Source organism: Streptomyces sp. NPDC057253, assembly GCF_042669125.1.
GTDB lineage: Bacteria > Actinomycetota > Actinomycetes > Streptomycetales > Streptomycetaceae > Streptomyces.
The window spans coordinates 33,225-59,561 of the sequence record NZ_JBHUXV010000005.1; the positions used below are offsets into that span (position 1 = coordinate 33,225).

A 26,337-nucleotide genomic window follows, 5' to 3' on the forward strand; every position below is an offset into this window, starting at 1 on the left:
CGCGTCCTCCCCGTACTCACGTCGTGGGGTTCAGCCCGCGTTGTTGAGCTGCTCCAGGCTCTTGCGCAGATGCTCCCAGCTGCGGTCCCGCTTGCTGCCCCGGTTGCGGGCGTTGACCAGCGCCTTCCAGAAGGCACCCTCGATCAGCGCCTCCGGCTTGATCGCCGAGGTCCGCTCCAGGACCGTCTCGGGCACCTTCTGCGGGTCGGGAACCACGTACTCCGCGATGATCTCGTCGTACTTGTCCTTGAGGACGGTGTTCGTCGGGTCCGCGCCGAAGACCACCAGCTGGCCGGTGGGCTCGGTGTCGACCAGGACCGTCACCAGGTCGGGCCGGTAGCGGTTCAGGACCTCGATCACCTTGTAGACGTCGCCGGTCCAGGCGTTGGTGTGGCGGTCGCGGGCCGCCTCGTCCACGTTGCGCGGCAGCATGTCGTCGAAGACGATCACGCTGGCCCAGTCCGCGTACTTCTCCACGTTGATGAAGTCGCGCAGCGCGTACTCGAACAGGTGCATGCCGTCGATGAACGCCAGGTCGAGCGTGACGTCCTTCCAGTAGCCGAAGGGGCTGCGGTTGCGGACGATGTTGCGCAGCGGGTGGCGGCCGCCCTTGAGGTGCTGGAGCGGGTTCTCGCGCGCGAAGAAGTCGTCGCTGGTGGCCTTCGCCAGGTGGACGTCGCAGCGGATCTCGGAGACCACCTTGAACGCCGGGTCGATCGCGATGCTCGGTACCCGGGAGAACGTCAGGCTGCGGCCGTCGTTGACGCCGATCTCCAGGTAGTTGCGGTTCGCGCTGGCTTTGTGGAGCCCCCGCAGGAACTCGTGACGTTTCACTGGGAAATCTCCTTGCGGATGTGTGGCAGTGCTTCGTGCAGGGCGGACCACCGGTCCCGGTGCGAGTCCGGCGCGGCCCCCGCCCACCGGTCGCGCCCGGGGGCGCCGGCGGCGGGGCGTGGTGCGGGCCCGATGAGGGCTTCGCTGCTGGTGGGGCGGGCCCGCGACGGGCCGGCCGAGGTTCCGGAACGCTCCCCGCACCGGTCCGTACCGGCTGCCCCGGCCAAAACCGGTTCCGTGGAACATACCTGCTGTGAGCTTCCCATGACAGGACTTCGCGGCGAGGAGCGTGATCCGGTGGGAAAGGGCTTGCAAAGTGCGGGAAGCCGGAAGGTGGCCCTCCGGGGGCAGAACGCGGCGCCGGGTCCGCCGGAGCAGGCGCCGGCTGCGGCGGGAGAGCTCATGAACCGATCCGCACCTTGCCGTGATCGGCGATGGCCGTGCGACGGACGTCGGCGTGGACGTCGGCGTCGAGCAGGTGCGGGAGGGCACGCGGCGCGGGCGGAGAGCCTCGGGTGATCGTCGGCTCGTCGGGCCGGGCGCGGGTGATCGTCGGCTCCTCGCGCCGGGAAGGCCCCACGGTGCGGGAAACGGCCTTGTCGGCGACGGACAGCGAGGGGTCGGCCGACGTGGGCATGCTCGGACGTGACCGGATGCCGGCCCCGCCGGACGGCACGAGAGCCTTCATCTGCGTCACCCTAGCCCGGATCCGGGGGAACCCGCCGGGGTGGGGTGGGTGAAGCTGCCGCGTCAGCTGAAGCGGGGCCAGGATGCCTCGGGGGCGTTCAGTCCTCGCCGCGGAAGATGTTGTCCTCCGCGGTGTGCGCGGTGGTGGGTCCGACCCGTTCCTCGACCGCGGGCAGGCAGGTCCGCAGGTCTCCCTTGCCGCGCAGACGGCGGGACCTGGACCAGCCCGTCTCGGGCCGGCGGACGACGGGTTTCTGGGCGGTCTGGGGGGTCACGGCGGTTCACCGTCCTTCCATGCTGCTCCTCCGGGTCCCCGGTGCCGGCCGGGCCAAACGGGCCGGGCCGGCCGGCAAACCATGGGTGCCGCACATCCGTTCACCGGTGAGCCGCCACCCCGCCGCTTGACGGCGGGGTCGAACTCCGTTTCCCGGCTCAGGTGTTGGGGCGGGCCACGCTGATGTCGCCCAGGGCCGACTCCGGGTCGCGTTCCATGGCGGCGTCGCCGAGGGCGACGATGCCGACGGGGTGGCCGTCCTCGACCACCGGGATCCGGCGTACGGCGTGCTCGCGCATGAGCCTGATGGCGTGGTCCAGGTCGTCCTCGGGGGCGACGGTCACCAGGTCGTCGCTGCACGCGCCGGCCACGGTGGTCCGCTCCGGGTCGCCGCCCTCGGCGAGGGAGCCCACGACGAGGTCTCGGTCGGTGACCAGGCCGCGCAGTTCGTCGCCGTCGGCGACGAGGACGGCGCCGAGGTCCTGGTCGCGCATGATCCGGGCGACGGCGGTCACGGAGGTCTGCGGTTCCACGGTGACCGGGGCGCTGGTCATGATGTCGCTGACGTGCTGGGTCATGGCGTACCTCTCTGCTCGCAGGATGCTGCGCCCCGGGTACCCCGCCTCAGACGTCCACCGCGATCTCGCTCCACACCTGTTTGCCGCCGCTGACCGGGACCGTGCCCCAGGAGGCCGACACGGCCTCGACGAGCAGGATGCCGCGGCCTCCGGTGGCCTCCCAGCCGATGCTGGTGGGCTTGGCGGGCGTGCGGGGCGAGGCGTCGGCCACGGAGACGCGCAGCCGGTGGCCGAGCAGGGTGAGGTCGAGGCGGACCCGGCCGTCGGTGTGCACAAGAGCGTTGGTGACGAGCTCGGAGACGACGAGCAGGGCGGTGTCCAGGGCGTCGCCGCGCACCCCCCAGCCGCGCAGGACGCGCCGGGTGAAGCGGCGGGCGTGTCCGGCGGCCTGCGGGACCCGCCACACCGTCCAGCCGTCCCGGAGCGGGTGGGTGGCCATGCCGTCGTAGCGCAGCAGGAGCAGGGCGACGTCGTCGCTGCGGCGGGCACCGCCGAGCAGGGCGTCGGCGACCAGGCCGAGGTGGGCGGGGTCGGCGAGGGCCAGCTCGCGGGCGAGGCGGTCCATGCCCTCGTCGATGTCGGCCTCGGTGGACTCCACCAGGCCGTCGGTGGCCAACGCGACCAGGGTGCCCGGCCGCAGCCTCAGCGGCGTCATCGGGAAGTCGGCCTGGGGCGTCACGCCGAGCGGGGGGCCACCGTCGGACTCCGCGATGTCGGTGGTGGCGTCGGGGTGGCGCAGGACCGGCGGGAGGTGGCCGGCGCGGACGCACCAGGCGGTGCCCTCCTCCATGTCGAGGTCGACGTAGGTGCAGGTGACGAAGAGCTCGCTCTCCAGGTCCATCAGGAGCCGGTTGGCGTGGGCGACCACGACGTCCGGCGGGTGGCCCTCGACGGCGTAGGCGCGCAGGGCCGTGCGCATCTGGCCCATGAGGGTGGCCGCGGCGGCGCTGTGGCCCTGGACGTCCCCGATGACCAGGGCGACGTGGTTGTCGGGCAGCGGGATCACGTCGTACCAGTCGCCGCCCAGCTCCAGGCCCGCGGTGCTGGGCAGGTAGCGGGCGACGGCGGTCGCGCCGGGCAGTTTCGGCAGCCGGCGGGGCAGCAGCTGGCGCTGGAGCGTGCCGACCAGTTCGTGCTCGGCGTCCAGGGCGTGGGCGCGCATCAGGGCCTGTCCGGCGAGGCCGGCGGAGGCGGTCAGCAGGGCGCGCTCGTCGGGGCCGAAGTGGTGGGGGGTGTCCCAGCCGATGAGGCAGGCGCCGGCCATGCGGCCCGCGGCGGGCAGCGGCAGGACGGCGAGGCCGCCGGGGCCGACGTCGGCGAGGGCGGGTTCGAGGACGGTGCCGGCGGGCCAGATCTGCGCGCGGCCCTCGCGCAGGGCGCCGGCCAGGGTGGGCATGGCCCGCACGGGCGCCTCGGGCCATTCGCTGCGCCACTCCAGGCGCCACAGCTCGGGCCAGGACTCCGGTTCGGGCGGGTCGAGGACGGTGACGACGAGCCGGTCGTTCTCCAGCTCGGCCAGGGCGATGCGGTCGGCCCTGAGCGGGGCCCGCAGGGCGGAGACGACGGCCTGGCTGACGTCCCGCACGGTGCCCGCGGTGGCGAGGGTGGCGGCCAGCCGCTGGACCCGGGCCACGTCGGTGACGTCGGAGCGCAGCGTGGAGGCGTCGGCGACGGTGCCCACGAGCAGGGCGGGCCGGCCCTCGCCGCCGGGCAGCATGCGGCCGCGCAGCCTGAGCCACTTGGGTGGTCCGGAGGGCTGGAGGACGCGGAACTCCAGCTCGCGGTCGCCGAGGGACATGTGGCCGGCCTCGAACAGGGACATCAGGGACGGCAGGTCCTCGGGGACGGTCCGCCCGAGCAGGGTCTCGACCTTGCCGTCGAAGTCGGCCCGGCTCATGCCGAAGAGGTCCAGGATGGCGTCGCCGACCTCGACGCGGCCGGTGTCCATGGCGAGGCTGAACGTGTCGGAGGGCAGTTCCCCGCCCTCGGGGACCGCGGCGGTGGGCGGGCAGACGATGGCGTCGGCGATCAGTTCGAGGCACTTGCGGTCCTCGTCGTCGAAGCCGCGCGGGTTCTCGCTGACGGCGAGCAGACAGGCCCGGCCGTCGTCGCCGTGCGCGGGCAGCACGGCCAGATGGCAGTCGCGTGGCGGGACCCTGCGGGACTCGGCGCGGGCGGCGAGCTCCCGGGGGCCGAGGAAGACCGGCCGCCCCGACCGGTACGCCTCGGCGGGCGGGGAGCCGCCCGAGCCGGGATAGCTGTCGCGCAGCCCGTAGACCGTCCGGGGGACGCCCGCCGACTCGACGAGGCACAGCAGGTCCCCGTCGTCGCCGGGCGTGTAGACGGCGGCCAGGGTCGCCCCGGCGAAGACCAGCGCCTGTTCGAGGACCTGGCGCAGGCGTTCGGGACCCTCCGTGAGCGCGGCCAGGGCCGTCTCGGCACGCAGCGTTCTCGCTCCGCGTCCCGCAGCGCCCTGACTCACCACGTTCGCCATTACAGCGCTTAAACGGCACCTGCGCAGCCCCTGTGAGCGTTCCGTGGAGCATCCGCAGGGGTCCGAGGCCATACCCCACAGGCCACTTCCAAACCCATGCGTTCCGCACGGTGGTCTCGTGACAGCCGTGACTGTCCGTGGCCACCGCCCGGCTGGAAGGCTCTGTGGCGGGCCAAGGAGGGGGACGCATGGACAAGCGCTACGAGGTGTACGCGCTCGCCGACAGACACTTCTACGAGACGCCCGACCGGATCTCGGCGGGCGAGGCGCCCGTCTACGGGACGGCGCGCCGGGCGGTGCCGGACGGCTGGGACGCGGCGCGCATCGGCGACTGGCTGACGCTGACGCCGCTCGGTCCGGACGGGAGGCCGGAGCCGGGTCCCGCACAGGGCTGGAAGATCCACGCCTCGGCGACCCGGGAGAACGCGGACCGGATCGCCGCGATCGTGTGGGACTACTGCGTGCCCCGGCGCATCTCGTTCAAGTTCGTCCCCGCCCCGCACCTGCTGCACCTGCGCAACACCAAGTACGCGGCCCGCGACACCAGCGGCAAGTTCGTGACGATCTACCCGGCCGACGAGGAGCAGCTGCACGAGGTGCTCCGTGAGCTGGGCACGCTCCTGGAGGGCTTCGAGGGGCCGTACATCCTCACCGATCTGCGCTGGCACGAGGGCCCGCTCTACGTCCGCTACGGCGCGTTCGCGCGCACCTTCGTCGTCGACGAGCGGGGCTCGCTGGTGCCGGCGGTGCGGGACGGCGCGGGCACGCTGGTGCCGGACCGGCGGGCGCCGTCCTTCCAGGTGCCGGACTGGGTGACGCTCCCGGACTTCCTCGCGCCCCATCTGGAGGCCCGCAACACCACGACGGTCGGCGAGCTGCCGTACCGGATCGAGAAGGCGCTGCACTTCTCCAACGGCGGCGGGGTCTACACCGGCACCGACACCCGTGACGGCCGCAAGGTCGTCCTCAAGGAGGGCCGGCCGCACGCCGGGCTCGCCGCGGACGGGGCGGACGCAATCGCCCGGCTGGAGCGGGAGAAGGACGCCCTGGAGCGGGTGGCGGGCACCGGCGTAGTGCCCGAGGTGCGGGACTGGTTCACTCTCGGCGACCACCGCTTCCTCGTCATGGACTTCCTGGAGGGGCGCCCGCTGAACTCGTTCTTCGCCGAGCGGCACCCGCTGCTCGGCCCGGACCCGGACCCGAAGGCCGTGGCCGACTACACGGAGTGGGCGGTGCGCGTCCACGGGGCGGTGGAGCGGGCCGTGGAGGCGGTGCACGCGCGCGGGATCGTCTTCAACGACCTGCACGTCTTCAACATCATGGTCGGCCCCGACGAGGAGTCGGTGTCCCTGCTCGACTTCGAGGCGGCGGCGCCGGTCGAGGAGAACGGCCGCCAGGTCGTCGCCCACCCCGGCTTCTTCGCCCCGCCGGACCGCAAGGGCGTGGACGTGGACCGCTACGCCCTGGCCTGTCTCAGGATCGCCCTGTTCCTGCCGGTCACCACACTGTTCGTGGTGGACCGGGGCAAGGCGGCCCATCTGGCCGAGGTGATCCTGCGTCAGTTCCCGGACGTGCCGAAGGAGTTCCTCGACGAGGCGGTCGCGGAGATCACCCGGGACACCGGGCCGGCGGACGGGCCCACGGCCCACCGGGCGGCCACGCCTGCCTTCGTCGAACCGGGCGACTGGCCCCACGGCCGCGACTCCATGGTCAAGGCGATCCTCGCCTCGGCCACCCCGGAGCGCCGGGACCGGCTCTTCCCCGGCGACATCACCCAGTTCAACGACGGCGGCGGCCTCGGCCTCGCGCACGGCGCGGCCGGTGTGCTGTACACGCTGGACGCGATCGGTGCCGAACGGTACGAGGAGGGCGAGCGCTGGCTCCTGGAGCGCACCGCACCCCCGCCGACGGGCACACCGCTCGGGCTCTACGACGGTCTCGCGGGCGTCGCCCATGTCCTGGACCGGCTCGGCCACCGGCAGCGCGCCCTCGATCTCGTCGGGCGTGTCCTCGCGGAGCGCTGGCAGAACCTCTCCGCCGACCTGCACGGCGGCCTCGCCGGACTCGGCCTGGTCCTCGGTGAACTGGCCGACAGGACCGGCGAGTCGGAGCTTCGGGACCGTGCCGCCGAGGCCGCCGACGTCCTCGTACGACGACTCGCGCAGCCCCTGCCGGAGTCCTCCACGAAGCGCCGGGCCGGGCTGCTGCGCGGGTGGACCGGGCCCGCGCTGTTCCTGCTGCGGCAGTACGAACGCACCGGTGAGCCGCTGCTGCTCAGGGCGGCCGAGGTGGCGCTGCGCAGGGACCTGGAGTGCTGTGTGACGCATCCGAGCGGCTCGCTGGAGGTCGACGAGGGCTGGCGCACGCTGCCCTACCTCGGTGAGGGAAGCGCGGGCATCGGGATGGTGCTGGACGACTTCCTCGCTCACGGCGCCGACACCGAGGGGGAGTTCGAGCGGGCGCGGGCCGGGATCCTGACCGCCGCCACCAGCCGCTTCTACGTACAGCCCGGTCTCTTCCAGGGCCGCGCCGGGATGATCCTGCACCTCGCGCGCACGGACACGCCGGGCGCGGGCCGGGAGCGGCTCGCCGAACAGATCGACGGTCTCGGCTGGCTCGCCATGGACTACCAGGGCCAACTGGCCTTCCCCGGCCACCAGATGATGCGTCTGTCGATGGACCTGGGCACCGGAACGGCAGGGTGCCTGCTCGCGCTCGGCGCGGCCCACACGGCCCCCGGCGAACCGGTCACCGCGCACCTGCCGTTCCTGCCGCCGCTCCGGCGGCCCCCGATACGCGGTTCCGCGACCTGACGGAGCCGTGACCCAACCCCGTCCCCACGGGTGGACGACACCGAAGGAAGGAAAACGAGATGGCACTTCTCGACCTGCAGACGATGGAGTCCGACGAGCACACCGGCGGCGGCGCCAACAGCACGCTGAGCCTGCTGTCCTGCGTCAGCGCCGCGAGCGTCACGCTCTGTCTCTGACAGACGTCGTGCGCCCATGACTCCGGGCGGTCACTCCCGCGAGGGAGGGGCCGCCCGGGGTCCTGCCCCCCTCGGGAAGGCCGCCGTATGACGACTCGCACCGCGCCACCGGCCGCTTTCGGCCCGCTGGGTCCGGCCCCCGCCCGCTGCCTCGTCCTGTGCCTGGTGAGCACCGCCTCGACCGGCGCCGCGCTGCTGCTGCCCGCCGCCCTCGGCCGCGCCCTGGACCTGCTGCTCGCACGGGAACCCGCGGCCCGCTGGGTGCTGTACTGCGCCGCACTGGTCCTGCTGCTCGCCCTGCTCGACGCCACGGAGACCGTCCTCGGCGGCACCGTCGACGCCCGCACCACCGCCTGGCTGCGCCGCCGGCTCACCGGCCACGTCCTGGCCGTCGGCCCGCGCGCCACCGCCCGTTTCGGGCCCGGGGACCTCGTCGCGCGGCTCGTCGGCAACGCCGCCCAGGCCGGCACGGCGCCGACCGCGCGCGCCGCCCTGTTCGCCGCGCTCGCCGGTCCGGTCGGTGCCGTGGTGGCCCTCGGCCTCATCTCCCCCTGGCTCGCGGCCGTGTTCCTGGCCGGCGCGCCGGTCCTCGCCCTGCTGCTGCGCGCCTTCGCCCGGGACACCCGGGAGTGCGTTTCCCGCTACCAGGAGGTGCAGGGACGGATCGCGCAGGCCCTCTCCGAGGCCGTCGGCGGCCACCGCACCATCCGGGCCGCGGGGACCCAGGACCGCGAGACGGCCCGGATCCTGCGCCCGCTGCCCGAGCTGTCCGCGGCCGGTCACCGCATGTGGCGGATCCAGGGCCGGGCCTCGGGCCGGTCCGTGGCGATCGCCCCGCTGCTCCAGCTCGCTGTGGTGGCCGTCGCCGGGGTCCTGCTCACCCGGCACCGGGTCACGGTGGGAGAGGTGCTGGCCGCGTCCCGGTACGCGGTGCTCGCCACCGGCGTCGGCGTCCTGGTGGGACAGCTCGCGGGCCTCGCCCGGGCCCGGGCGGCGACCGGGCGCCTGGAGGAGGTCCTCGCGCAGCCCGCCGTCGAGTACGGCACGCGCCGGCTGCCGCCCGGGCCGGGGTGCCTCGAACTGCGGGGCGTCACCGCCGGGCGCGGCGGACGGGCCGTGCTGGACGGCGTCGACCTCGTGGTGCCGGGCGGCACGACACTCGCGGTGGTGGGCCGGTCCGGGGCGGGCAAGTCCCTGCTCGCCGCGGTCGCCGGGCGGCTCACCGAACCGGATGCCGGCGAGGTCCTGCTCGACGGCGTGCCGTTGCGCGAGCTGACCCATGACAACCTGCGCCGTTCGATCGGCTACGCCTTCGAGCGGCCCGCCCTGCTCGGCGGCACCCTGGAGGAGGAGATCGGGCTCGGTCTGCCGTCCCCCTCCCCCACCCGGGTCCGGCGGGCGGCCCGCACGGCCCACGCGGACGACTTCGTCCGCCGCCTGCCCGACGGCTACGACACCCTCGTCGCCGACGCCCCGCGCTCCGGCGGCGAGTCCCAGCGGCTCGGTCTCGCCCGGGCGTTCGCCCACGGCGGGCGCCTCCTCGTCCTCGACGACGCCCTCTCCAGCCTCGACACGGTCACCGAGGCCCGGATCACCGAGGCCCTGGTGAACGGCGGCGCCCCCGGCACCCGCCTCCTGGTCGCCCACCGCCCCACGACGGCGGCCGGCGCGGACGCGGTGGCCTGGCTGGACGGGGGGCGGGTGCGGGCGGTGGGGCGACACAAGGAGTTGTGGCGGGTGGCGGAGTACCGGGAGGTGTTCGCGGAGGGGGTGGGCGGGGGCCCTGCGGACACCCTGGTGCCGTGCACCGGGGCTCCGGACGGGGGCCCTGCGGACACCCGGGTTGCCGGCACCGGGGCTCCCGACAGCTCCCGTGCCGACACGGACGCTCGGGGCGCGGGCGCGTCGGACGGGAGGCCCGCGGAGACGGGCACTTCGGACGAGGGCGCGTCGGGCAGGGGCGCTCCGGACGCGGACGCTCCGGGCCGTGGCGCACCTGGCGGGGGGCCGTGATGGCCCCGGGCCGGCGTGGTGCCGGGTCCGGCGGGGTCTACGCCCGCGGGCTGCGGTACCTGCGGGCCCGGTGGCGGGTTCTCGGGCGGCTCGGTGGGTGGTCGGTGCTGGAGACCGCGCAGACCTTCCTCACCGGGTACGCGCCCGCCCACGCCCTGGACGAGGGGTTCCTCGCCGGTCGGCCCGGCACGGGACTGGTGTGGCTCGGGGTGGCCGGGCTCGGCGTGCTCGTCGGGGCGTACGGGACGGTCCGGGTGTACGCCGCCGTCGCCGCCTTGGTCGAGCCGCTGCGGGACGCCCTGGTCAGGCGGGTCGTCGGACGCGGGGTGCGGGAGGCGGACGCGGGGGCGCTGTCCGGGCTGACCCAGCAGGTCGAGATCGCGCGGGACACCTTCGCCGGGCTGGTCATGGTCTCGCGTTCGTTCGTGTTCACCGCGGTCGGGGCCGTCGTCGGACTGGCCTCGCTCGACCCGCTGCTCCTGCTGGTGGTGGGACCGCCGCTGGCCGCCGGACTGGGCCTGTTCGCGGCCACGCTGCGGCCGCTGGCCCGGCGCCAGGGGGAGTTCCTGGTCGCCGACGAGGCGCTGGCCGACGGTCTCGGCAGGGTCTGCCCGGGGCTGCGGGACATCACGGCGGCCGGTGCGGAGGAGCGGGTCGCCGCCGACGCGGGCCGACTTGTCGACAGGGAACAGCGGGCCGCGTACGCCCTCGCCCACTGGTCCGTCCTGCGCGTGGCCTCCCTCGCCCTCGGCGGCCAGCTCCCGATCGTGCTCCTCCTGGTCTGCGCGCCCTGGCTCCTGTCCCGCGGCGTCACCGCGGGCGCCCTGGTCGGCGCCCTCGCCTACGTCACCCAGTCCCTGCTCCCCGCCCTGCACAACCTGGTCCACGGCCTGGGCACCAGCGGGTCACGCCTGGTGGTGGTACTGCGCCGACTGGTCCGCGAGCCGACGCCGGAAAGCGAGCCGAGCCCGGTCGCCCACGCCGACACCGACGAGCCGAACGCTCACCCGGAGCACGCCTCAAGCACCCCGCCGTCCCGCGGCACGGACGGCTGCCGCCCCGCGGAACCCCCCGCCGTCCCCGCCCTCCGCCTCACCTCCCTCACCTTCGCCTACGGCCCCGCCGCCACCCCCGTCGTCGACCAGCTGGACCTCACCCTCGCGGACGGGGCCCACCTGGCCGTCGTAGGTCCCAGTGGGATCGGGAAGTCCACGCTCACCGCACTGGTCGCCGGGCTGCTGCGGCCCACCGCAGGGGAGATCCGGCTGTGCGGGTACCCCGTGCCCTCGCCCGGGGCCGCCGCGCGGCGGGTGCTGATTCCGCAGGAGGCGTACGTCCACACCGGCACCCTCGCCGAGAACCTCGCCCATCTGCGGTCCGGGCCGGTGCCCGAGAAGGAGCTGCTCGCGGCGGCCGAGGCGGTCGGGCTGACCCCGCTGCTCGAAGCGCTCGGCGGACCGGAGGCGAGCGTGGACCCGGCCGCCCTGTCCGCGGGTGAGCGGCAGCTCGTCGCGCTGGCCAGGGCCTATCTGTCCCCCGCTCCCCTGGTCCTGCTCGACGAGGCGACCTGCCATCTCGACCCACGGGCCGAGGAGCGTGCCGAGCGGGCCTTCGCCGAGCGGCCGGGGACGACGCTGGTCGTCGTCGCCCACCGCATCAGCTCGGCCCGCCGCGCCGGGCACGTGCTGCTGATGGACGGCCCGCGCACGGCGTACGGCACACATGACGAGCTGGTGCGCGAGTCACCGGCGTACCAACAACTCGTGGGCGGCTGGACGGCCGTACCGCCGAAAACCCTCGTGAGCGGGTCAGAGCCAGCCCTGCCCCTGCGAGATCCGGATCGCGTCGATGCGGTTGCGGGCCCCGGTCTTGCGGGTGATCGCGGCCATGTAGTTGCGCACGGTCCCGTGGGACAGGTGCAGGCTTCCCGCGATCTCCGCGATGGAGGCCCCCTCGGCCGCGAGGGATAACACGCTCAGCTCCCGTCGGGTCAGCGGCATCTCGGCGGCCTGGAGGAATCCGAAGCCGAGCGAGTCATCGACGAAACGTTGCCCCTCTGCGACCCGGCGGATCCCCCGCACCAGCCGTTCCGGCGCCGCCCCCTCCTTGTCCACGTATCCGAGCGCCCCCGCGTCGACGGCCCGCTTGAGCAGCCCCGGCCGGTTGGCGCTGGCCATCACGAGCAGGCGCGGCGGACTCCGGTCCGGCTCGCGCAGGGATAACTCCCCCAGAGGCGGGATGCCGTACGCGTCGGAGCATTCGAGGTCGGCCGCGCAGACGTCCGGCCGCACGGATCGCAGGCGGCTCGGCGCGGTGTGCCACGGGGTGTCGAACACCCCGAGGTCCGGCTCCCGGCGGAGCCACTCCGCCAGCACCGATCTCTCCAGACACGCGTCGTGCACCAGAAGCACCCGGATCACTGCTAGTCCCCCTCGACTCGCCGGCTCGGTTCCGTGGCCATGAACGCGTGCCCCATTGTTCGGGTCCCGGACCGCCGTCGGGCGCGAAGAATTGGCCATCAGGGTGCGCGGGGGCGCACACAGGGCGCCCGTGTGCCGTCGCGCGCTTCGACTGTGGGGGCATGGCCGGGGGCGAAACGGGTACCCGCGGGTCCTCGCCGTCGCCGGGGCACCCGTGTGCCCGCACAGGTGAGGGTTCGCCGTGCGGGACGTGGCGGGAGGGTGGAGATTTGATCCTTGGGGGACCCGGCCCGCGACAGCGGCCCGCGTCCCCTCGGGACGCGCCCGTGCGAGGAGGTGGTCGGCGTGTCCGACGGGCATACGTCCGCCCCGGCGCCGGCGAGCGCCCGGACCCGCGTGGGACGCCCCCTGCTCTCCCTGGCGCTCGCGTCGATGATGGACGAGGTCCACGCCCACTCCGGCGCGGTCTATCTGCTGGCCGCCGAGGAACCGGTGCTGGAGATGGCGGTGATGGCGGGCCTGCCCCGGGCGTTCGCGGCGCCCTGGGAGCGGGTGGGGCTGAGCGCGCCGATCCCGGTGGCGGAGGCGGTGCGGGAGCGGCGGCTGGTGTGGGTCGGCGGCGAGCAGGAGATGGCCCGCCGCTACCCGCGGATCGCGGTGGTGCTGCCGTACCCGTTCGCGCTGGCCGCGGTGCCGGTGGCGACCTCCTCCAAGGTGTACGGCGCGGTCTTCGTGACCTGGCCCGGCGCGCACCCGCCGGATCTCTCCGACCGGGAGCGGGATCATCTGGTCGCGGCCTGCGGGCGGCTCGCGGTGCGGCTGGAGCGGGCGGTGGAGGACAGTGTGCCGCCGCACGCCGAGCCGGATCTGCTGGGCGCGGCCCCGGTCGGCGGCGCGGCCGGGACGCTGGGCACGGTGGAGGCCGCGCGGATGGTGTCCCGGCTGCCGTACGGGCTGTGCTCGCTCGATCTGCACGGGCGGATCTCCTTCGCCAACGCCGCGGCGGCCGAGCTGATCGGGGTCCCGGTCTCCCAGCTGCTGGGCTCGCAGCTGTGGGCGGCGGTGCCCTGGCTCAACGACCCGGTCTACGAGGACCGTTACCGGGCCGCGCTGCTCAGCCAGGACAGCACGTCCTTCGTGGCGCTGCGGCCGCCCGGCGACTGGCTGTCGTTCCGGCTGTACCCGAGCACCACCGGGCTGAGCGTCCGGGTCAGCCGGGCCCGGGCGGTGGCGGAGATGAACCGGGCCGGTCCGCGTCCCGGGCACTCGCCGTCCCGGCTGGTGACGATCTCCCAGGTGCTGAGTCTGGCCGGGGCGCTGACCGAGGCGGTGGGCGTGCAGGACGTGGTGCAGCTGGTGGCGGACGAGATCGCCCCGGCGGTGGGCAGCCGGGCGCTGGTGGTGCTCGGCTCCCGGGGCGGGCGCCTGCATGTGCTCGGCCACCGCGGCTACCCCGACGCGCGGATCGTGGAGCGCTTCGACGGGCTGCCGCTGACCGAACCGACGCCGGGCACCCATGCCCTGACCACCGGCGTGCCCGCGTTCTTCGACTCCCGTGAGCAGTTGGAGCACCTGTACCCCGGGCGGCTGGCCACCCCGGACGGGTTCGCCGCCTGGGCCTATCTGCCGCTGATCGCCTCCGGACGCCCCGTCGGCACCTGTGTGCTGGCGTACGCCGAGCGGCATCCCTTCCCCGCGGACGAGCGGGCGGTGCTGACCAGTCTGGGCGGGCTGATCGCCCAGGCCCTGGAGCGGGCCGTGCTGTACGACGCCAAGCACCAGTTGGCGCACGGCCTCCAGGCGGCCCTGCTGCCGCACACGCTGCCCGTGCTGCCCGGCATCGAGGCGGCGGCCCGCTATCTGCCGGCCACTCAGGGCATGGACATCGGAGGCGACTTCTACGACCTGGTGCCGGTGGACGGCATGGCGGCCGCGGTGATCGGGGACGTGCAGGGGCACAACGTGACGGCGGCCGGGCTGATGGGGCAGATCCGGACGGCGGTACGGGCGTACACGACCGTCGGCCAGTCGCCGGAGGAGGTCATGCGCTCCACCAACCGGCTGCTGATCGACCTCGGCGCGGAGCTGTTCGCCAGCTGCCTTTACCTGGGGCTCGACCCGGGGCGGGGGCGGGCGGTCATGGCGCGGGCCGGACATCCGCCGCCGCTGCTGAGGCGGCCGGACGGCCGGGTGCGGGTCCTGGACCTGGCCGGCGGACCGCTGCTGGGCATCGACAGCTCGGCCGGCTATCCGACGACGGAGGTGGAGCTGACGCCGGGCTGCGTCCTCGCGCTCTACACCGACGGTCTGATCGAGTCCCCCGGCGTCGACATCGAGGACGCGCTGGCGGAGTTGGGGCGGCAGCTGGCCGAGACCGGTGACCGCCCGCTCGACGAGCTCGCCGACGAACTGGTCCGCCGCAGCGCGGCCGCGCGGGAGCGGATCGACGACGTGGCGCTGCTGTTGCTGCGGGCGGAGGGCTGACGAGCCGTTCCCGGGGAGCCGCCCTCTGATTGGCGCCCCCGCGGAGGCACGCCCGAGTTGGCGCCCCCGGGGAGCCGCGCCCGGCTTGACGGCCCCGCGAACACGCCGGTCCGGCCCTCCCGCCGGAGGGCCGGACCGTTGCACCTCCCGGGCCGGAACCGCGGTGTGGCCGGGAGGTGGTCGTGCGGGCCGGCGTCGGCAGCGGGGGGCGGGGGTGGGGGGCCGCTGCCGACGCGGCCGGTTCGTGGTGCGGTGCCGAACCGAGGGGGTGTCAGTTGTGCGACTGGTCAGCGGCGTCGCCCGCCGCGTCGCCCGCACCGTTGCCGGCGTCCTGGCCGTTGCCGGCCTCCTCGCCGCCGATCACGTCACCGCCGGCCTCCTCGCCGCCGACTTCCTGACCCGCGCCGGCCTCGTCACCGGGGCTCGCACTGGCGTCGCCACCGGCACCGGCCTCCTGGCCCGCGCCCGCCTCGTCGCCCGCACCGGCCCCGGCGTCGCCACCGGCGCCCGCCTCGTCACCGGCGCCGGCCTCCTCGCCGCCCGCCTGGTCGCCGCCGGCCGCGTCACCCGCGCCGAGCGTGGCGCCGACCGCCTGGAGGGCGGTGGTCACCGGCTGGAAGAAGGTCTCGCCGCCGACCGTGCAGTCACCGCTGCCGCCGGAGGTCAGACCGATCGCGGAGCCGTCCTGGGTGAACAGCGAGCCGCCGCTGTCGCCGGGCTCGGCGCAGACGTCGGTCTGGATCAGGCCGGTGACGGTGCCCTCGGGGTAGTTGACGGTGGCGTCGAGTCCGAGGACCTGGCCGTCGGCGAGCCCCGTGGTGGAGCCCATCCGGAAGACCTGGGCGCCCACCTCGGCGTCCGCGGCCTGGTTGATCGCGACGGTCTGGCCGCCACCGACGTTGACCTCGCTGGGCGCCTGGGTCGCCGGGTCGTCGTACTTGACGAGCGCGAAGTCGCCGTCGCCGGGGAAGGTCGCCTGGTCGACCGTGGCGATGGGCTGGCCGCCGTCGGTGTCCGCCCACTGTTCGGCCGCGACCCCGCAGTGACCGGCCGTCAGGAAGGCCGGGCTGCCGTCGGCCGCGGTGACGTTGAAGCCGAGCGAGCACCGGGCGCCGCCGGCGAAGATGGCGTCACCGCCGGACACGAAGGTCTTGAAGGTGCCGGCCGACTTCTTCACGGTCGCCATGTCGGAGCCGAGGCTCTTCACGGTCGACTCGAGGGTGTTCCACTTGGCGCCGGTGACCGTGCTGTCCGCGGTCACGAGGATCTTGTTGGTGCGCGGGTCGACGGCCCAGGCGGTGCCCGGGATGGTCGCCTCCTCCTTCAGCGTCTTCGCGCCGGCCGCCAGTTCGGTGAGGCTGTTCTCGACCTCGCGGACCTTGGCCCCGGCCTTCTTCGCCTGCACGATGACGTTGTTGTTGTCACCGGATATGACGTTCACGACGAGTTGCTGGCTGTCGGAGTCGTAGTAGGACCCGGCGAAGGCGTCGCCCAGCAGTTGCTCGAGTTGCGAGGCGAGGTCCGAGGCGTCCGTCGCCTTCAGAGTCTTCGGCGCGATGGCCGCCGCGTCGTTCGACGAGCCGTCCTGGGACGCGTTGGCGTTGGGCAGCAGAATCGCGGCCGCTCCGAGCGCGACGACGGTGCCTGCCGCGAACGCGGCCTTGCGCTTCGGAATTCGCTTGTGACTCAAACTTCTCGACCTCCTGGGGGACCGGAGTGTGTACCGCCGTACGGCAGTTGTTCTGTTCGGGGCGCCTGGATGGCCATGGGTACGGGCGGTGCGCTCGGTGCGTTCAATGCCGTTTCTTTGCACCTGGATTGCCATGCCGATTCGGCCACGGGCGGTGCCGGGCCGACCGTGGGCGGGAAGAATCCCCCATATGACGATGACGCCCGCCGAAGCCGACAAGATCCTCGCCGACAACTTCGCCCCTTGGGTGCTCGATCTCGGCCTGACGGTCGAGTCGCTCGGCGACGACCACGCGTTGCTGCGACTTCCCTGGTCACAGCGGCTGGCCAGGGAGGGCGGCGCGCTCTCGGGGCAGGCGCTGATGGCCGCCGCCGACACCGCGACCGTGATCGCCGTCTCCGCGGCCCGGGGCGCCTTCGTGCCGATGACGACGGTCCAGCAGTCCACGAGCTTCCAGCGGGCGGTGACCGGTTCGGATGTCCTGATCAGGGCGGTCCTCACCAAACTGGGCCGCCGCATGGCGTTCGCCGACATCACGATGACGGACTCCGCGTCCGGTGATCTCGCGGCCCGGGCGAGCACGGTCTACGCACTTCTGGGCTGACACGCTCAGCAAGCGTTCGGCGACGGTCGGTTGTGAACACCGACCCGAATCCTCTCTTCAGCGAATCTGCACAGCGAATGCGCAACCGGGTCACCGGAAGCGAAAGTTCTGCACAAGCACGGACCGGCGGCCATGACATTGGCGAGGAGTGTCGCATTCGCCTCGGAGGCGACAAGGACCCACCGGCTCCGCCGTGACATCACCTGTGAAGAAGTCGGCACCAAGGCGTGCGCAATTCTGCACGGATGAAGGTTTCTGTGACTCAAGTTCCCTGCTGAGGCGGGTGGTTGATTGGAAGGGCGGAGCGGCGGCGTGCTTTGATCCATCGCACCGCAGGGCCGTCGGGTCTCCCGGAAACGGAATCCGGTGCCATGCGATTGCGGCCGTCATCTGTCCCCCAGAGGGGGCCGCTCCCCCCTTGTGAAATACCCATACGAAGGGAAGTTCCATCATGAACTCCACCCCCCAGGTTGAGACCGTCGAGATCTCGGACGCCGACCTCGACACCGTCTCCGGCGGTCTGCAGCTGAACGCCCTCGGCACCGTCACCGACCTGGTGGACGGCGTCGCCCCGGTTTCCGGCCTGGTCAACACGGCCGTCGGTACCGTCGAGGGTGTGACCGGCCTGAACACCGCCCCGGTCACCGGCCTGGTCGCCGGCCTCTGATCGCCTCCTTTGCGATCTGATCACCTACGTGTGGTCGACCCGTCCCGGACCGCAAACCGGCGGTTCCGGGACTTTCGGGTCCCCTGATTTCATCTCCAGGTGAGGGAAAAGTCCCGTGCAGTTCCGCCAACAGGCCCTCGCCAAGCTCCAGTCGCCGGAGGAACTCGACCTTCCGGTGCGCTTCGCCCGTCCGCAGGGCTGGCTCGTGATGTCCGTGACGGTCGTGGTGATGGCCGCAGCCTCCGTGTGGGCGGTGACCGGCTCGGTCGCCTCCACGGTGAGCGCGCCCGCCATCCTCACGCACGGGCAGGGCAGTTACATCCTCCAGAGCCCGGTCGCGGGCCAGGTCACCCAGGTGATCGCCAAGGAGGGCACGCAGCTGCCGGCCGACTCGCCCGTGCTGAAGGTCCGTACGGCCGACGGCGACACCGTCGTCCGTACCGTCGCCGCCGGCCGGGTCACCGCACTCGCGGCCACCATCGGGCAGATCATCTCGACCGGCGCGAACGTCGCCGCCGTGGAGAAGGTCGCCCACGCCTCCGACCCGCTGTACGCCACGGTCTACGTGCCCGCCGGGAACGCGGCCTCCATACCCGAGGACGCCCCCGTGGACCTCACCGTCTCCTCGGTGCCGACCCAGGAGTACGGCGTGCTGCGCGGCCATGTGAAGTCGGTGGACCGCTCGGCCCAGTCGGCGCAGCAGATCGCCGCGTTCCTCGGGGACAGCCAGCTCGGTGAGCAGTTCACCAAGGACGGCCGTCCGGTCGCCGTCCTGGTGAAGCTGGACAGGTCGAAGGGCACGAAGAGCGGTTTCAAGTGGTCGTCCGCGGAGGGACCGCCCTTCGCCCTCACCTCGATGACCGTGGCCTCGGGCTCGATCCGGCTGGCCGACCAGCGCCCCGTCGATTGGCTGCTGCCGTGAGCACCGCACAGGACACCCGCGGCAGACGCCGCTCCGCCCCGCCCAAGCGCCCGGTCCCGAAGGGGAAGGCGAAGACGGTCCGCACGCCCACCGTCCTCCAGATGGAGGCCGTGGAGTGCGGCGCCGCGTCCCTCGCGATGGTTCTCGGCCACTACGGCAAGCACGTCCCGCTGGAGGAGCTGCGGATCGCCTGCGGTGTCTCCCGGGACGGCTCGCGGGCCAGCAACCTGCTGAAGGCGGCCCGCAGTTACGGTCTGACGGCCAAGGGCATGCAGATGGACACGGCCGCCCTCGCCGAGGTGAGGGCCCCGGCCGTGCTGTTCTGGGAGTTCAACCACTACGTCGTCTACGACGGCATGGGCCGCCGCCTCGGCCGCCGCGGGGTGTACATCAACGACCCGGGCAAGGGCCGCCGTTTCGTCCCGATGGAGGACTTCGACGGCAGCTTCACCGGTGTCGTGCTGGTGATGGAGCCCGGCGAGGGATTCACCAAGGGGGGCCGCAAGCCCGGTGTGCTGGGCGCGATGCCGGCCCGGCTGCGCGGCACCGCGGGCACCATGCCGACGGCGGTCCTGGCCAGCCTTCTCCTGGTGCTGGTGGGCGCGGCCACCCCCGCGCTCTCCCGCACCTACATCGACATGTTCCTGATCGGCGGCCAGACCTCCCTGCTCGGCGTGCTGTTCGCGTCGATGGGCGCCTGCGTGGCCCTCACCCTCGCCCTGACCTGGCTCCAGCAGGCCAACCTCCTGCACGGCCGGATCATCTCCTCGACCCTGTCCAGCGCCCGCTTCCTGCGCCATCTGCTGCGCCTGCCGGTGACGTTCTTCTCGCAGCGCAGCCCGGCCGACCTCGTGCAGCGCCTCCAGTCCAACGACCAGGTCGCCGAGACCCTGGCCCGCGACCTCGCGGCGGCGGGCGTGGACGCGGTGGTCGTCGTCCTCTACGCGATCCTCCTCTACACCTACGACCCGCAGCTCACCTACGTCGGCATCGGCGTGGCCCTGCTGAACGTGGTCGCCATGCGGATCGTGATCAGGCTGCGCGCCACCCGTACCGCGAAGCTGCGCGCCGACAGCGCCCGGCTCACCAACACCGCCTACACCGGCCTCCAGTTGATCGAGACGATGAAGGCGACCGGCGGCGAGGACGGCTACTTCCGCAAGTGGGCCGGACAGCACGCCACCACCCTGGAGGAGCAGCAGAAGCTCGGGGTGCCGAGCGCCTGGCTGGGCGTGGTCGCCCCGATGCTCGCCACCTTCAACAGCGCGCTCATCCTGTGGATCGGCGGCATGCGGGCCATCGAGGGCGGTATCTCGGTGGGCCTCCTGGTCGCCTTCCAGGCCCTGGTGACCCGCTTCACCGCGCCGATCACCCGCCTCAACGGCGTGGCCGGGCGGATCCAGGACTTCGCGGCGGACGTGGCCCGTCTGAAGGACGTGGAGAACTTCAAGGCCGACCCGCTCTACGGCCGCCCCGGCGCCGGTGACTCGACGCGCCGCCTGCACGGCCATGTCGAGCTCCAGAACATCACCTTCGGCTACAACCCGCTCGACAAGCCCCTGCTCACCGGCTTCGACCTGACCGTCGGACCGGGCCAGCAGGTGGCGCTGGTCGGCGGATCGGGCAGCGGCAAGTCGACCGTCTCCCGGCTGATCTCGGGCCTGTACACGCCCTGGGAGGGAGTGATCCGCATCGACGGCCGGCGCCTGGACGACATCCCGCGCGGCGCGCTCGCCTCCTCGGTGTCCTTCGTCGACCAGGACGTCTTCCTCTTCGAGGGCTCGGTCCGGGACAACGTGGCGCTGTGGGACCCGTCGATCCCGGACGACGCCGTGGTGGACGCGCTGAGGGACGCGGCCCTGTACGACGTCGTCGTGCGCCGGCCCGGCGGCATCCACAGCAGGGTCGAGCAGGACGGCCGCAACTTCTCCGGAGGCCAGCGCCAACGCCTGGAGATCGCACGGGCGTTGGTGCGCAGGCCGAGCATCCTGGTCCTGGACGAGGTGACCAGCGCGCTGGACGCGGAGACCGAGCTGGTCGTCATGGACAACCTGCGCAAGCGCGGCTGCGCCTGTGTGGTGATCGCGCACCGGCTCAGCACCGTGCGCGACAGCGACGAGATCGTCGTCCTGCAACACGGCACCATCGTGGAGCGCGGGCGGCACGAGGAGCTGGTGGCGCGCGGCGGCGCGTACGCGGCGCTGGTCAAGGAACGGTGAGATGACGACCGCACACGAAGGAGACGTGGTCCTCCAAGCCCTCGGCCCGATGGGCACGCGCGTCGACTGCGCCGGGTTCAGCCGCATCGACCTCGAGGGCCCCCAGGTGCTGTGGCTGGTCGTGTCGGGCGCGGTGGACCTGTTCGCGGTGGACGCCGGACAGCAGGGCCACTGGCACCACCTGGGCCGCCTGGAGCCGGGCGCGCTGCTGCTGGGACCCGTGGCCGGTCCTCAACACACCCTGGTCGCACGCCCCTTGAGGGACTGCGTGGTCCACCGCATCGGCCTGCGCGAGCTGTACGAGCCCGCGAACACCCAGACGTGGTCGTACGACGCGTACGGCAACCCCCAGTACGTGCCGCCGACGACGAGCCCGCTGGAGTACGCCCTCGCGCTGGGCGTCGGCCGCAGCCTCTCCATCCTCTTCCAGGCGCCGATGGCCGACGAGCGGGCCGCCGCACCGACCGACGACGACGTGTTCTGGATGCAGGTGCCGCCGGGCAGCGTCCAGTACGGCTCGCTCTACGGCGCGGAGGCGGCCGCCGACCTGCTGATGGACCCGGCGGTCTGGCAGTCCATGGTCGACCAGCAGTACCGGCTGCTGACCACGCTCGACCGCTGGATCGAGCAGCTGGAGCGCACCCACGAGACCCGGACGGCCGCCGGTATCAAGGCCGGTGAGGCGGTCAGGGCGCAGGCCGACCGCACGCTGCTCGCGTCGATCGGCAAGTCCAAGCAGCGGGCGACGGCCGCCGACGCGGACGCGAGTTACGCGGCCTGCCGGCTGGTCGCCGACGTGGCCGGGATCCAGCTCGCCGAGAACGCGCAGGGCGGCACCGAGAGCGACCGCCTCGACCCGGTCGAGCGGATCGCCCTCGCCTCCCGTGTCCGCATCAGATCCGTTCGCCTGGACGGCAGTTGGTGGCGGGACAACGTCGGTCCGATGGTGGGGCACCGGGCTCTGTCGGGGGCACCGGTCGCGCTGCTGTGGCGGCGCGGCGGCTATGTGGCCGTGCATCCGGCGACCGGCCGTGAGACGCCGATCGAGAAGGACAACGCGGAGGAGTTCGAGCCGCGCGCGGTGATGTTCTACCGCCCGCTGCCCGACCGGAAGCTGAGTCCGCTCGGGCTGGTGCGGTTCAGCATGCGCGGCACCGGCGGCGATGTGACGAACCTGCTGCTCAGCGGTCTGGTCACGGTGGCGATCGGCGCGCTGGTGCCCATCGCCACCGGCAAGGTGCTGGGCGAGTTCGTGCCGAAGGCGCAGACCGGTCCGATCGTGCAGGTCTGTCTGGCCGTGATGGTCAGCGGTGTGGTGACGGCGGCCTTCATGCTGCTCCAGAACCTCACGATGCTCCGCCTGGAGGGCCGTATCGAGGCGACTCTCCAGCCGGCGGTGTGGGACCGGCTGCTCCGGCTGCCCACGAAGTTCTTCACCGAGCGTTCGACCGGTGAGCTGGCCAGTCAGGCCATGGGCATCTCCTCGATTCGCCGGATGATGGCGGGCATCGGCCCGACGGTCGCCCAGTCGGTGACGATCGGCGCGATGAACCTGGGCCTGCTGTTCTGGTACAGCGTCCCGATGGCGATGGCGGCGATCGGCATGCTCGTCGTCATCGCCGCCGGATTCCTCGGTCTCGGGCTGTGGCAGGTGCGCTGGCAGCGGCGGCTGGTGGTGCTGAGCAACCGGCTGAACAACCAGGCCTTCCAGACCCTGCGGGGTCTGCCCAAGCTCCGGGTCGCGGCGGCCGAGAACTACGCCTACGCCGCCTGGGCCTCGGAGTTCGCCCGCAGCCGTGAGCTCCAGCAGAAGGTCGGCCGGATCAAGAACCTCACCACGGTGCTGGGTTCGGTCTATCTTCCGCTGTGCACCCTGCTGATGTTCATGCTGCTGGCGGGTCCGGCGCGCGGCTCGATGTCGGCGGCCGCGTTCCTCACCTTCAACACCTCGGTGACCATGCTGCTGACCGCGGTGACCTCGCTCACCGGTGCCTTCGTCTCGGCGGTCGCCGCGCTCCCCCTGTTCGAGGAGATCAAGCCGGTCCTGGAGGCGCAGCCGGAGGTGCGTACCGCGAGCACCCGGCCGGGTCCGCTCACCGGCGCGATCGAGGCCCGCAGACTCTCCTTCCGCTACTCCGACGACGGCCCCCTGATCCTCGACGACGTGTCCTTCGAGATCCGCCCCGGGGAGTTCGTGGCGATCGTCGGCCCGAGCGGCTGCGGCAAGTCCACCCTGCTGAGGCTGCTGATCGGCTTCGACCGCCCGGTCTCCGGGAGTGTCCTCTACGACGGCCAGGACCTCGCCGCCCTCGACCAGTCGGCGGTGCGCAGGCAGTGCGGTGTGGTGCTCCAGCACGCCCAGCCGTTCACCGGCTCCATCCTGGACGTCATCTGCGGCACCGAGCCTTACACGCCCGAGGAGGCGATGGCGGCGGCCGCGATGGCGGGGCTTGCGGAGGACATCCAGCGGATGCCGATGGGGCTGCACACCATCGTCTCGGGCAGCGGGGCGATCTCCGGCGGCCAGCGTCAACGGCTGATGATCGCCCAGGCGTTGATCCGGCGGCCGCGGATCCTCTTCTTCGACGAGGCGACCAGCGCGCTGGACAACGACACCCAGCGCACGGTCATCGAGTCCACCAAGGCCCTCAACGCCACCCGGATCGTCATCGCCCACCGCCTGTCGACGGTCCTGGACGCCGACCGCGTGATCGTGATGGAGAACGGCAAGGTCGCCCAGCAGGGGCCGCCCGCCCAACTCCTCGCGGACACGGGCGGGCGGCTGCACGAGCTGGTGCGGCGCCAGATGGCCTGAGCGCTCAGTCCGTCCCCGGGACCGGCGCTCCGGAGGGGACCCCGGCGTCGACGTAGGCCTGGTAGAGCTCCTTCCAGTGCGGACCTTCGAGGTGCTCGCCGCGGGCTCGTGCGTCGAGGGAGGTCAGGCACACCTCCCAGCCGGCGCCGTTGCGGGCCGCGGTGTCGGCCGCGGTCAGCACATTGGTGAGCGTGAAGCGGGTCCGCTTCCCGTCCAGTGCCTCCAGGTCGAAGTGCACCTCGTCGCCGCCCCACTCGAAGGACAGGTGGCGGGGTTCGTCCACGGCGATGACACGGCCCGTGGAGTCCTCCATGTGGGGGTCGCCGCTGAACCTGATCGCGCCGCCGGGGCGCAGCTCGATCTCGGCGCGGGACGGGAACCAGTGGGCGAGTTCGTCGGTGTCGGTGACGAAGTGCCAGACGCGCTCGACGGGGTGGTCGTAGGTGCGGGTGAAGCGGACCGCGGGGCGGCCGTCGTCCAGGGTCAGATAGGTGCCGGTGAGGTCTGCGGCCATGTGGATCAGTCCTTCGGGACAGGTTCCTCTGGGGTGTCGTCGGGGGGCGGTGCCGCCGTCTCGTCGAGGCGGCTGCCGAGTGCGTCCAGGCCGGTGTTCCAGAGCTTGCGGTACGGGGCCAGCCAGGCGTCCAGCTCGGCGATCGGTGCCGGGTCCAGGGCGTGGAGACGCCGCTGCGCGTCCTGCCGCACCCGGACCAGACCGGCTTCCCTGAGCACCTTCAGATGCTTCGAGGCGCTCGGCTGACTCAGCCCGCACGCCCGCGCGACCTCTCCGACGGACCGCGGCCGCTCCAGGAGCAGCGCGACGATGGCCCGGCGGTGGGGGTCGGCGAGGGCGGCCCAGAGCGCGGAGTCGGACATGAACCCAATATGCCTCGGCGGTTATATTCCAGTCAAGGAATACACGGGTCCACCCTCTCCCCCATCGAAACGTTGCCGTTTCGCTGGAAGTGGTCTAGCCTCGACGTGTACGAAACCGTTTCGTTTATGAGCGGGTCCCCAGTCCACTTTCCCTGGAGTGCTGAGCCATGTCCGAGAAGACCCTGACCGAGAGCGACCGGGACAGCGCCGTCGCAGCGCAGCCCGAGGCCTCGGCCAAGCGGTGGTGGATTCTCGCCGTCGTCGCCCTCGCCCAGCTGATGGTGGTGCTGGACGCCACCATCGTGAACATCGCACTGCCCTCGGCCCAGGCCGACCTCGGCTTCTCCGACGGGAACCGGCAGTGGATCGTCACCGCCTACGCCCTGGCCTTTGCCTCCCTCCTGCTGCTCGGCGGCCGGATCGCCGACCTGTTCGGCCGCAAGACGGCCTTCCTCATAGGTGTCGTCGGCTTCGCCGCCGTCTCCGCGCTCGGCGGTGCCGCCACCAACTTCGAGATGCTCGTCACCGCCCGTGCCCTCCAGGGCGCCTTCGGCGCACTCCTCGCGCCCGCCGCGCTCTCCCTGCTCAACACGACGTTCACCGACGCCCGCGAGAAGGCCAGGGCCTTCAGCGTCTACGGCGCCATCGCCGGCGCCGGCGGTGCGGTCGGCCTGCTGCTCGGCGGCGTCCTGACCGACGCCCTGGACTGGCGCTGGACGCTCTACGTCAACGTCGTCATCGCCGTCGTCGCCTTCGCGGGCGGCTGGCTCCTGCTCCACAACCACCGTGACGCCGCGAACTCCAAGCTGGACGTCCCCGGCACCGTGCTCGTCGCCGCCGGTCTGTTCTCCCTGGTCTACGGCTTCTCCAACGCCGAGACCCACGACTGGGGCTCCCCCGAGACCTGGGGCTTCCTGATCGTCGGCGGATTGCTGCTGGTCGCCTTCACCTGGTGGCAGACCCGCGCCGCGCACCCGCTGCTGCCGCTGCGCATCCTGCTGGACCGCAACCGCGCCGCCTCCTTCCTGGCCGTGCTGATCTCCGGCGGCGGCATGTTCGGTGTCTTCCTCTTCCTCACCTACTACCTCCAGCTGAACCTGGGCTTCAGCCCGACCAAGACGGGTGTGGCCTTCCTGCCGATGGTCGCCGCGCTGATGGTCGCGGCCCAGGTCAGCACCACGACACTGGTCCCCCGGATCGGCCCCAAGGTGGTCATCCCGGTGGGCTTCGCGGTCGCCGCGGTCGGCATGGCCTGGCTCACCGGCATCGGCGTCGGCTCCAGCTACCTGTCCGCCGTACTGCCGCAGCTGATCGTGACCGGCTTCGGCCTCGGACTGGTCATGCCCCCGGCCATGCAGCTGGCCACCGGCGGGGTCGCGGCCGAGGACGCGGGAGTCGCCTCCGCCACCGTCAACGCCATGCAGCAGGTGGGCGGTTCGATCGGTACGGCGCTGCTGAACACGCTGGCCGCGAGCGCCGCCACCGACTACCTGGCCGGCAAGGACCCGACGAACAAGCTGGTCCAGGCCCGGGCGACGATCGAGAGCTACACCACCGCCTTCTGGTGGTCGGCGGGTCTGTTCGCCGTCGGCGCGCTGATCGCCTTCCTGCTCTTCCGGCGCGGGGTGCCGGAGCAGGACGCGAACGCCGCTCCCGTCGTACACATGTAAGCGCCCCCGCGGGAGAGTCGTGCGCACGTAGACGCCCCGAAGAGAGCCGCAGGTCCCGAGGGCCGCCGTCAGCAGGGAGACGGCGGCCCTTCTCGCTGCCG

General features: G+C 72.8%; 19 protein-coding genes and 1 pseudogene. 11 read left to right on the top strand and 9 right to left on the bottom strand.

Going from position 1 to position 26,337, the window contains the following annotated elements; all coding sequences use genetic code 11:
- Positions 1–30: 30 nt before the first annotated feature.
- From ACFULQ_RS04065 to ACFULQ_RS04085, 5 genes are all read right to left on the bottom strand, one after another.
- Positions 31–834 carry a class I SAM-dependent methyltransferase gene (locus ACFULQ_RS04065; protein ID WP_383537811.1) on the bottom strand — a complete coding sequence of 268 codons (804 nt, stop codon included), beginning with the start codon at positions 832–834 and terminating at the stop codon, positions 31–33.
- Between the two features lie 400 nt (positions 835–1,234).
- A complete protein-coding gene (locus tag ACFULQ_RS04070; protein WP_383537813.1) occupies positions 1,235–1,522 on the bottom strand; it encodes a hypothetical protein in 288 nt (95 codons plus the stop codon).
- Positions 1,523–1,619: 97 nt separating this feature from the next.
- The gene (locus ACFULQ_RS04075) at positions 1,620–1,796 is read right to left on the bottom strand and encodes a hypothetical protein (protein ID WP_383537816.1); all 177 of its coding nucleotides are present in this window, start codon (positions 1,794–1,796) and stop codon (positions 1,620–1,622) included.
- Positions 1,797–1,953: 157 nt separating this feature from the next.
- Complete coding sequence (locus ACFULQ_RS04080; RefSeq protein WP_383537819.1) at positions 1,954–2,373, bottom strand: CBS domain-containing protein; 420 nt, start codon at positions 2,371–2,373, stop codon at positions 1,954–1,956.
- Positions 2,374–2,419: 46 nt separating this feature from the next.
- A complete protein-coding gene (locus tag ACFULQ_RS04085; RefSeq protein ID WP_383537821.1) occupies positions 2,420–4,867 on the bottom strand; it encodes a SpoIIE family protein phosphatase in 2,448 nt (815 codons plus the stop codon).
- Positions 4,868–5,055: 188 nt separating this feature from the next.
- Between ACFULQ_RS04085 and lanKC the strand changes: the two genes are divergently transcribed.
- The 4 genes from lanKC (at position 5,056) to ACFULQ_RS04105 (ending at position 11,839) form a co-directional block, all read left to right on the top strand.
- Positions 5,056–7,680: a class III lanthionine synthetase LanKC gene (lanKC, locus tag ACFULQ_RS04090; protein ID WP_383537824.1), complete on the top strand. Its 2,625-nt coding sequence runs from the start codon at positions 5,056–5,058 to the stop codon at positions 7,678–7,680.
- A 59-nt stretch (positions 7,681–7,739) separates the two neighbouring features.
- Positions 7,740–7,856: a SapB/AmfS family lanthipeptide gene (locus ACFULQ_RS04095; RefSeq protein ID WP_020134771.1), complete on the top strand. Its 117-nt coding sequence runs from the start codon at positions 7,740–7,742 to the stop codon at positions 7,854–7,856.
- A gap of 87 nt (positions 7,857–7,943) precedes the next feature.
- Positions 7,944–9,869 carry an ABC transporter ATP-binding protein gene (locus ACFULQ_RS04100; protein WP_383537827.1) on the top strand — a complete coding sequence of 642 codons (1,926 nt, stop codon included), beginning with the start codon at positions 7,944–7,946 and terminating at the stop codon, positions 9,867–9,869.
- Positions 9,869–11,839, top strand: coding sequence for an ATP-binding cassette domain-containing protein (locus ACFULQ_RS04105; protein WP_383537830.1), 1,971 nt, complete (start codon positions 9,869–9,871; stop codon positions 11,837–11,839). The genes ACFULQ_RS04100 and ACFULQ_RS04105 overlap by 1 nt, the downstream gene beginning before the upstream one ends.
- Here the strand turns inward: ACFULQ_RS04105 and ACFULQ_RS04110 are convergent.
- Positions 11,762–12,649 (bottom strand): annotated as a pseudogene (locus ACFULQ_RS04110) (LuxR C-terminal-related transcriptional regulator); the annotation flags it as partial. The gene ACFULQ_RS04105 and the pseudogene ACFULQ_RS04110 sit on opposite strands and share 78 nt — an antisense overlap.
- Here ACFULQ_RS04110 and ACFULQ_RS04115 point away from each other — a divergent pair.
- Positions 12,626–14,773 carry a SpoIIE family protein phosphatase gene (locus tag ACFULQ_RS04115; protein WP_383537833.1) on the top strand — a complete coding sequence of 716 codons (2,148 nt, stop codon included), beginning with the start codon at positions 12,626–12,628 and terminating at the stop codon, positions 14,771–14,773. The pseudogene ACFULQ_RS04110 and the gene ACFULQ_RS04115 sit on opposite strands and share 24 nt — an antisense overlap.
- A gap of 271 nt (positions 14,774–15,044) precedes the next feature.
- On the opposite strand, the gene ACFULQ_RS04120 is transcribed toward ACFULQ_RS04115, so the two are convergent.
- Entirely contained in the window at positions 15,045–16,463 is a 1,419-nt protein-coding gene (locus tag ACFULQ_RS04120; protein WP_383537836.1) for a S1 family peptidase, read from the bottom strand.
- A gap of 190 nt (positions 16,464–16,653) precedes the next feature.
- Here ACFULQ_RS04120 and ACFULQ_RS04125 point away from each other — a divergent pair, with 190 nt between their 5' ends.
- The 5 genes from ACFULQ_RS04125 to ACFULQ_RS04145 all read left to right on the top strand — a co-directional run bounded on the left by ACFULQ_RS04125 (position 16,654) and on the right by ACFULQ_RS04145 (position 23,690).
- Positions 16,654–17,067: a PaaI family thioesterase gene (locus ACFULQ_RS04125; RefSeq protein ID WP_383537839.1), complete on the top strand. Its 414-nt coding sequence runs from the start codon at positions 16,654–16,656 to the stop codon at positions 17,065–17,067.
- A gap of 451 nt (positions 17,068–17,518) precedes the next feature.
- Positions 17,519–17,734: a type A2 lantipeptide gene (locus tag ACFULQ_RS04130; RefSeq protein ID WP_123765787.1), complete on the top strand. Its 216-nt coding sequence runs from the start codon at positions 17,519–17,521 to the stop codon at positions 17,732–17,734.
- Positions 17,735–17,849: 115 nt separating this feature from the next.
- Entirely contained in the window at positions 17,850–18,656 is an 807-nt protein-coding gene (locus tag ACFULQ_RS04135; protein ID WP_383537842.1) for an HlyD family efflux transporter periplasmic adaptor subunit, read from the top strand.
- Positions 18,653–20,875 carry an NHLP family bacteriocin export ABC transporter peptidase/permease/ATPase subunit gene (locus tag ACFULQ_RS04140; RefSeq protein WP_383537844.1) on the top strand — a complete coding sequence of 741 codons (2,223 nt, stop codon included), beginning with the start codon at positions 18,653–18,655 and terminating at the stop codon, positions 20,873–20,875. The genes ACFULQ_RS04135 and ACFULQ_RS04140 overlap by 4 nt, the downstream gene beginning before the upstream one ends.
- A gap of 1 nt (position 20,876) precedes the next feature.
- On the top strand, positions 20,877–23,690 hold the full coding sequence (locus tag ACFULQ_RS04145; protein WP_383537847.1) for an NHLP bacteriocin export ABC transporter permease/ATPase subunit: 2,814 nt from the start codon (positions 20,877–20,879) through the stop codon (positions 23,688–23,690).
- Positions 23,691–23,694: 4 nt separating this feature from the next.
- Here the strand turns inward: ACFULQ_RS04145 and ACFULQ_RS04150 are convergent, their stop codons facing one another.
- Both ACFULQ_RS04150 and ACFULQ_RS04155 read right to left on the bottom strand, forming a co-directional pair.
- A complete protein-coding gene (locus tag ACFULQ_RS04150) occupies positions 23,695–24,204 on the bottom strand; it encodes an SRPBCC family protein (protein ID WP_383537849.1) in 510 nt (169 codons plus the stop codon).
- A gap of 5 nt (positions 24,205–24,209) precedes the next feature.
- The gene (locus tag ACFULQ_RS04155) at positions 24,210–24,566 is read right to left on the bottom strand and encodes an ArsR/SmtB family transcription factor (protein ID WP_383537851.1); all 357 of its coding nucleotides are present in this window, start codon (positions 24,564–24,566) and stop codon (positions 24,210–24,212) included.
- Positions 24,567–24,733: 167 nt separating this feature from the next.
- On the opposite strand from ACFULQ_RS04155, the gene ACFULQ_RS04160 reads away from it, so the two are divergent.
- Entirely contained in the window at positions 24,734–26,236 is a 1,503-nt protein-coding gene (locus ACFULQ_RS04160; protein WP_383537853.1) for an MFS transporter, read from the top strand.
- Positions 26,237–26,337: the final 101 nt, after the last annotated feature.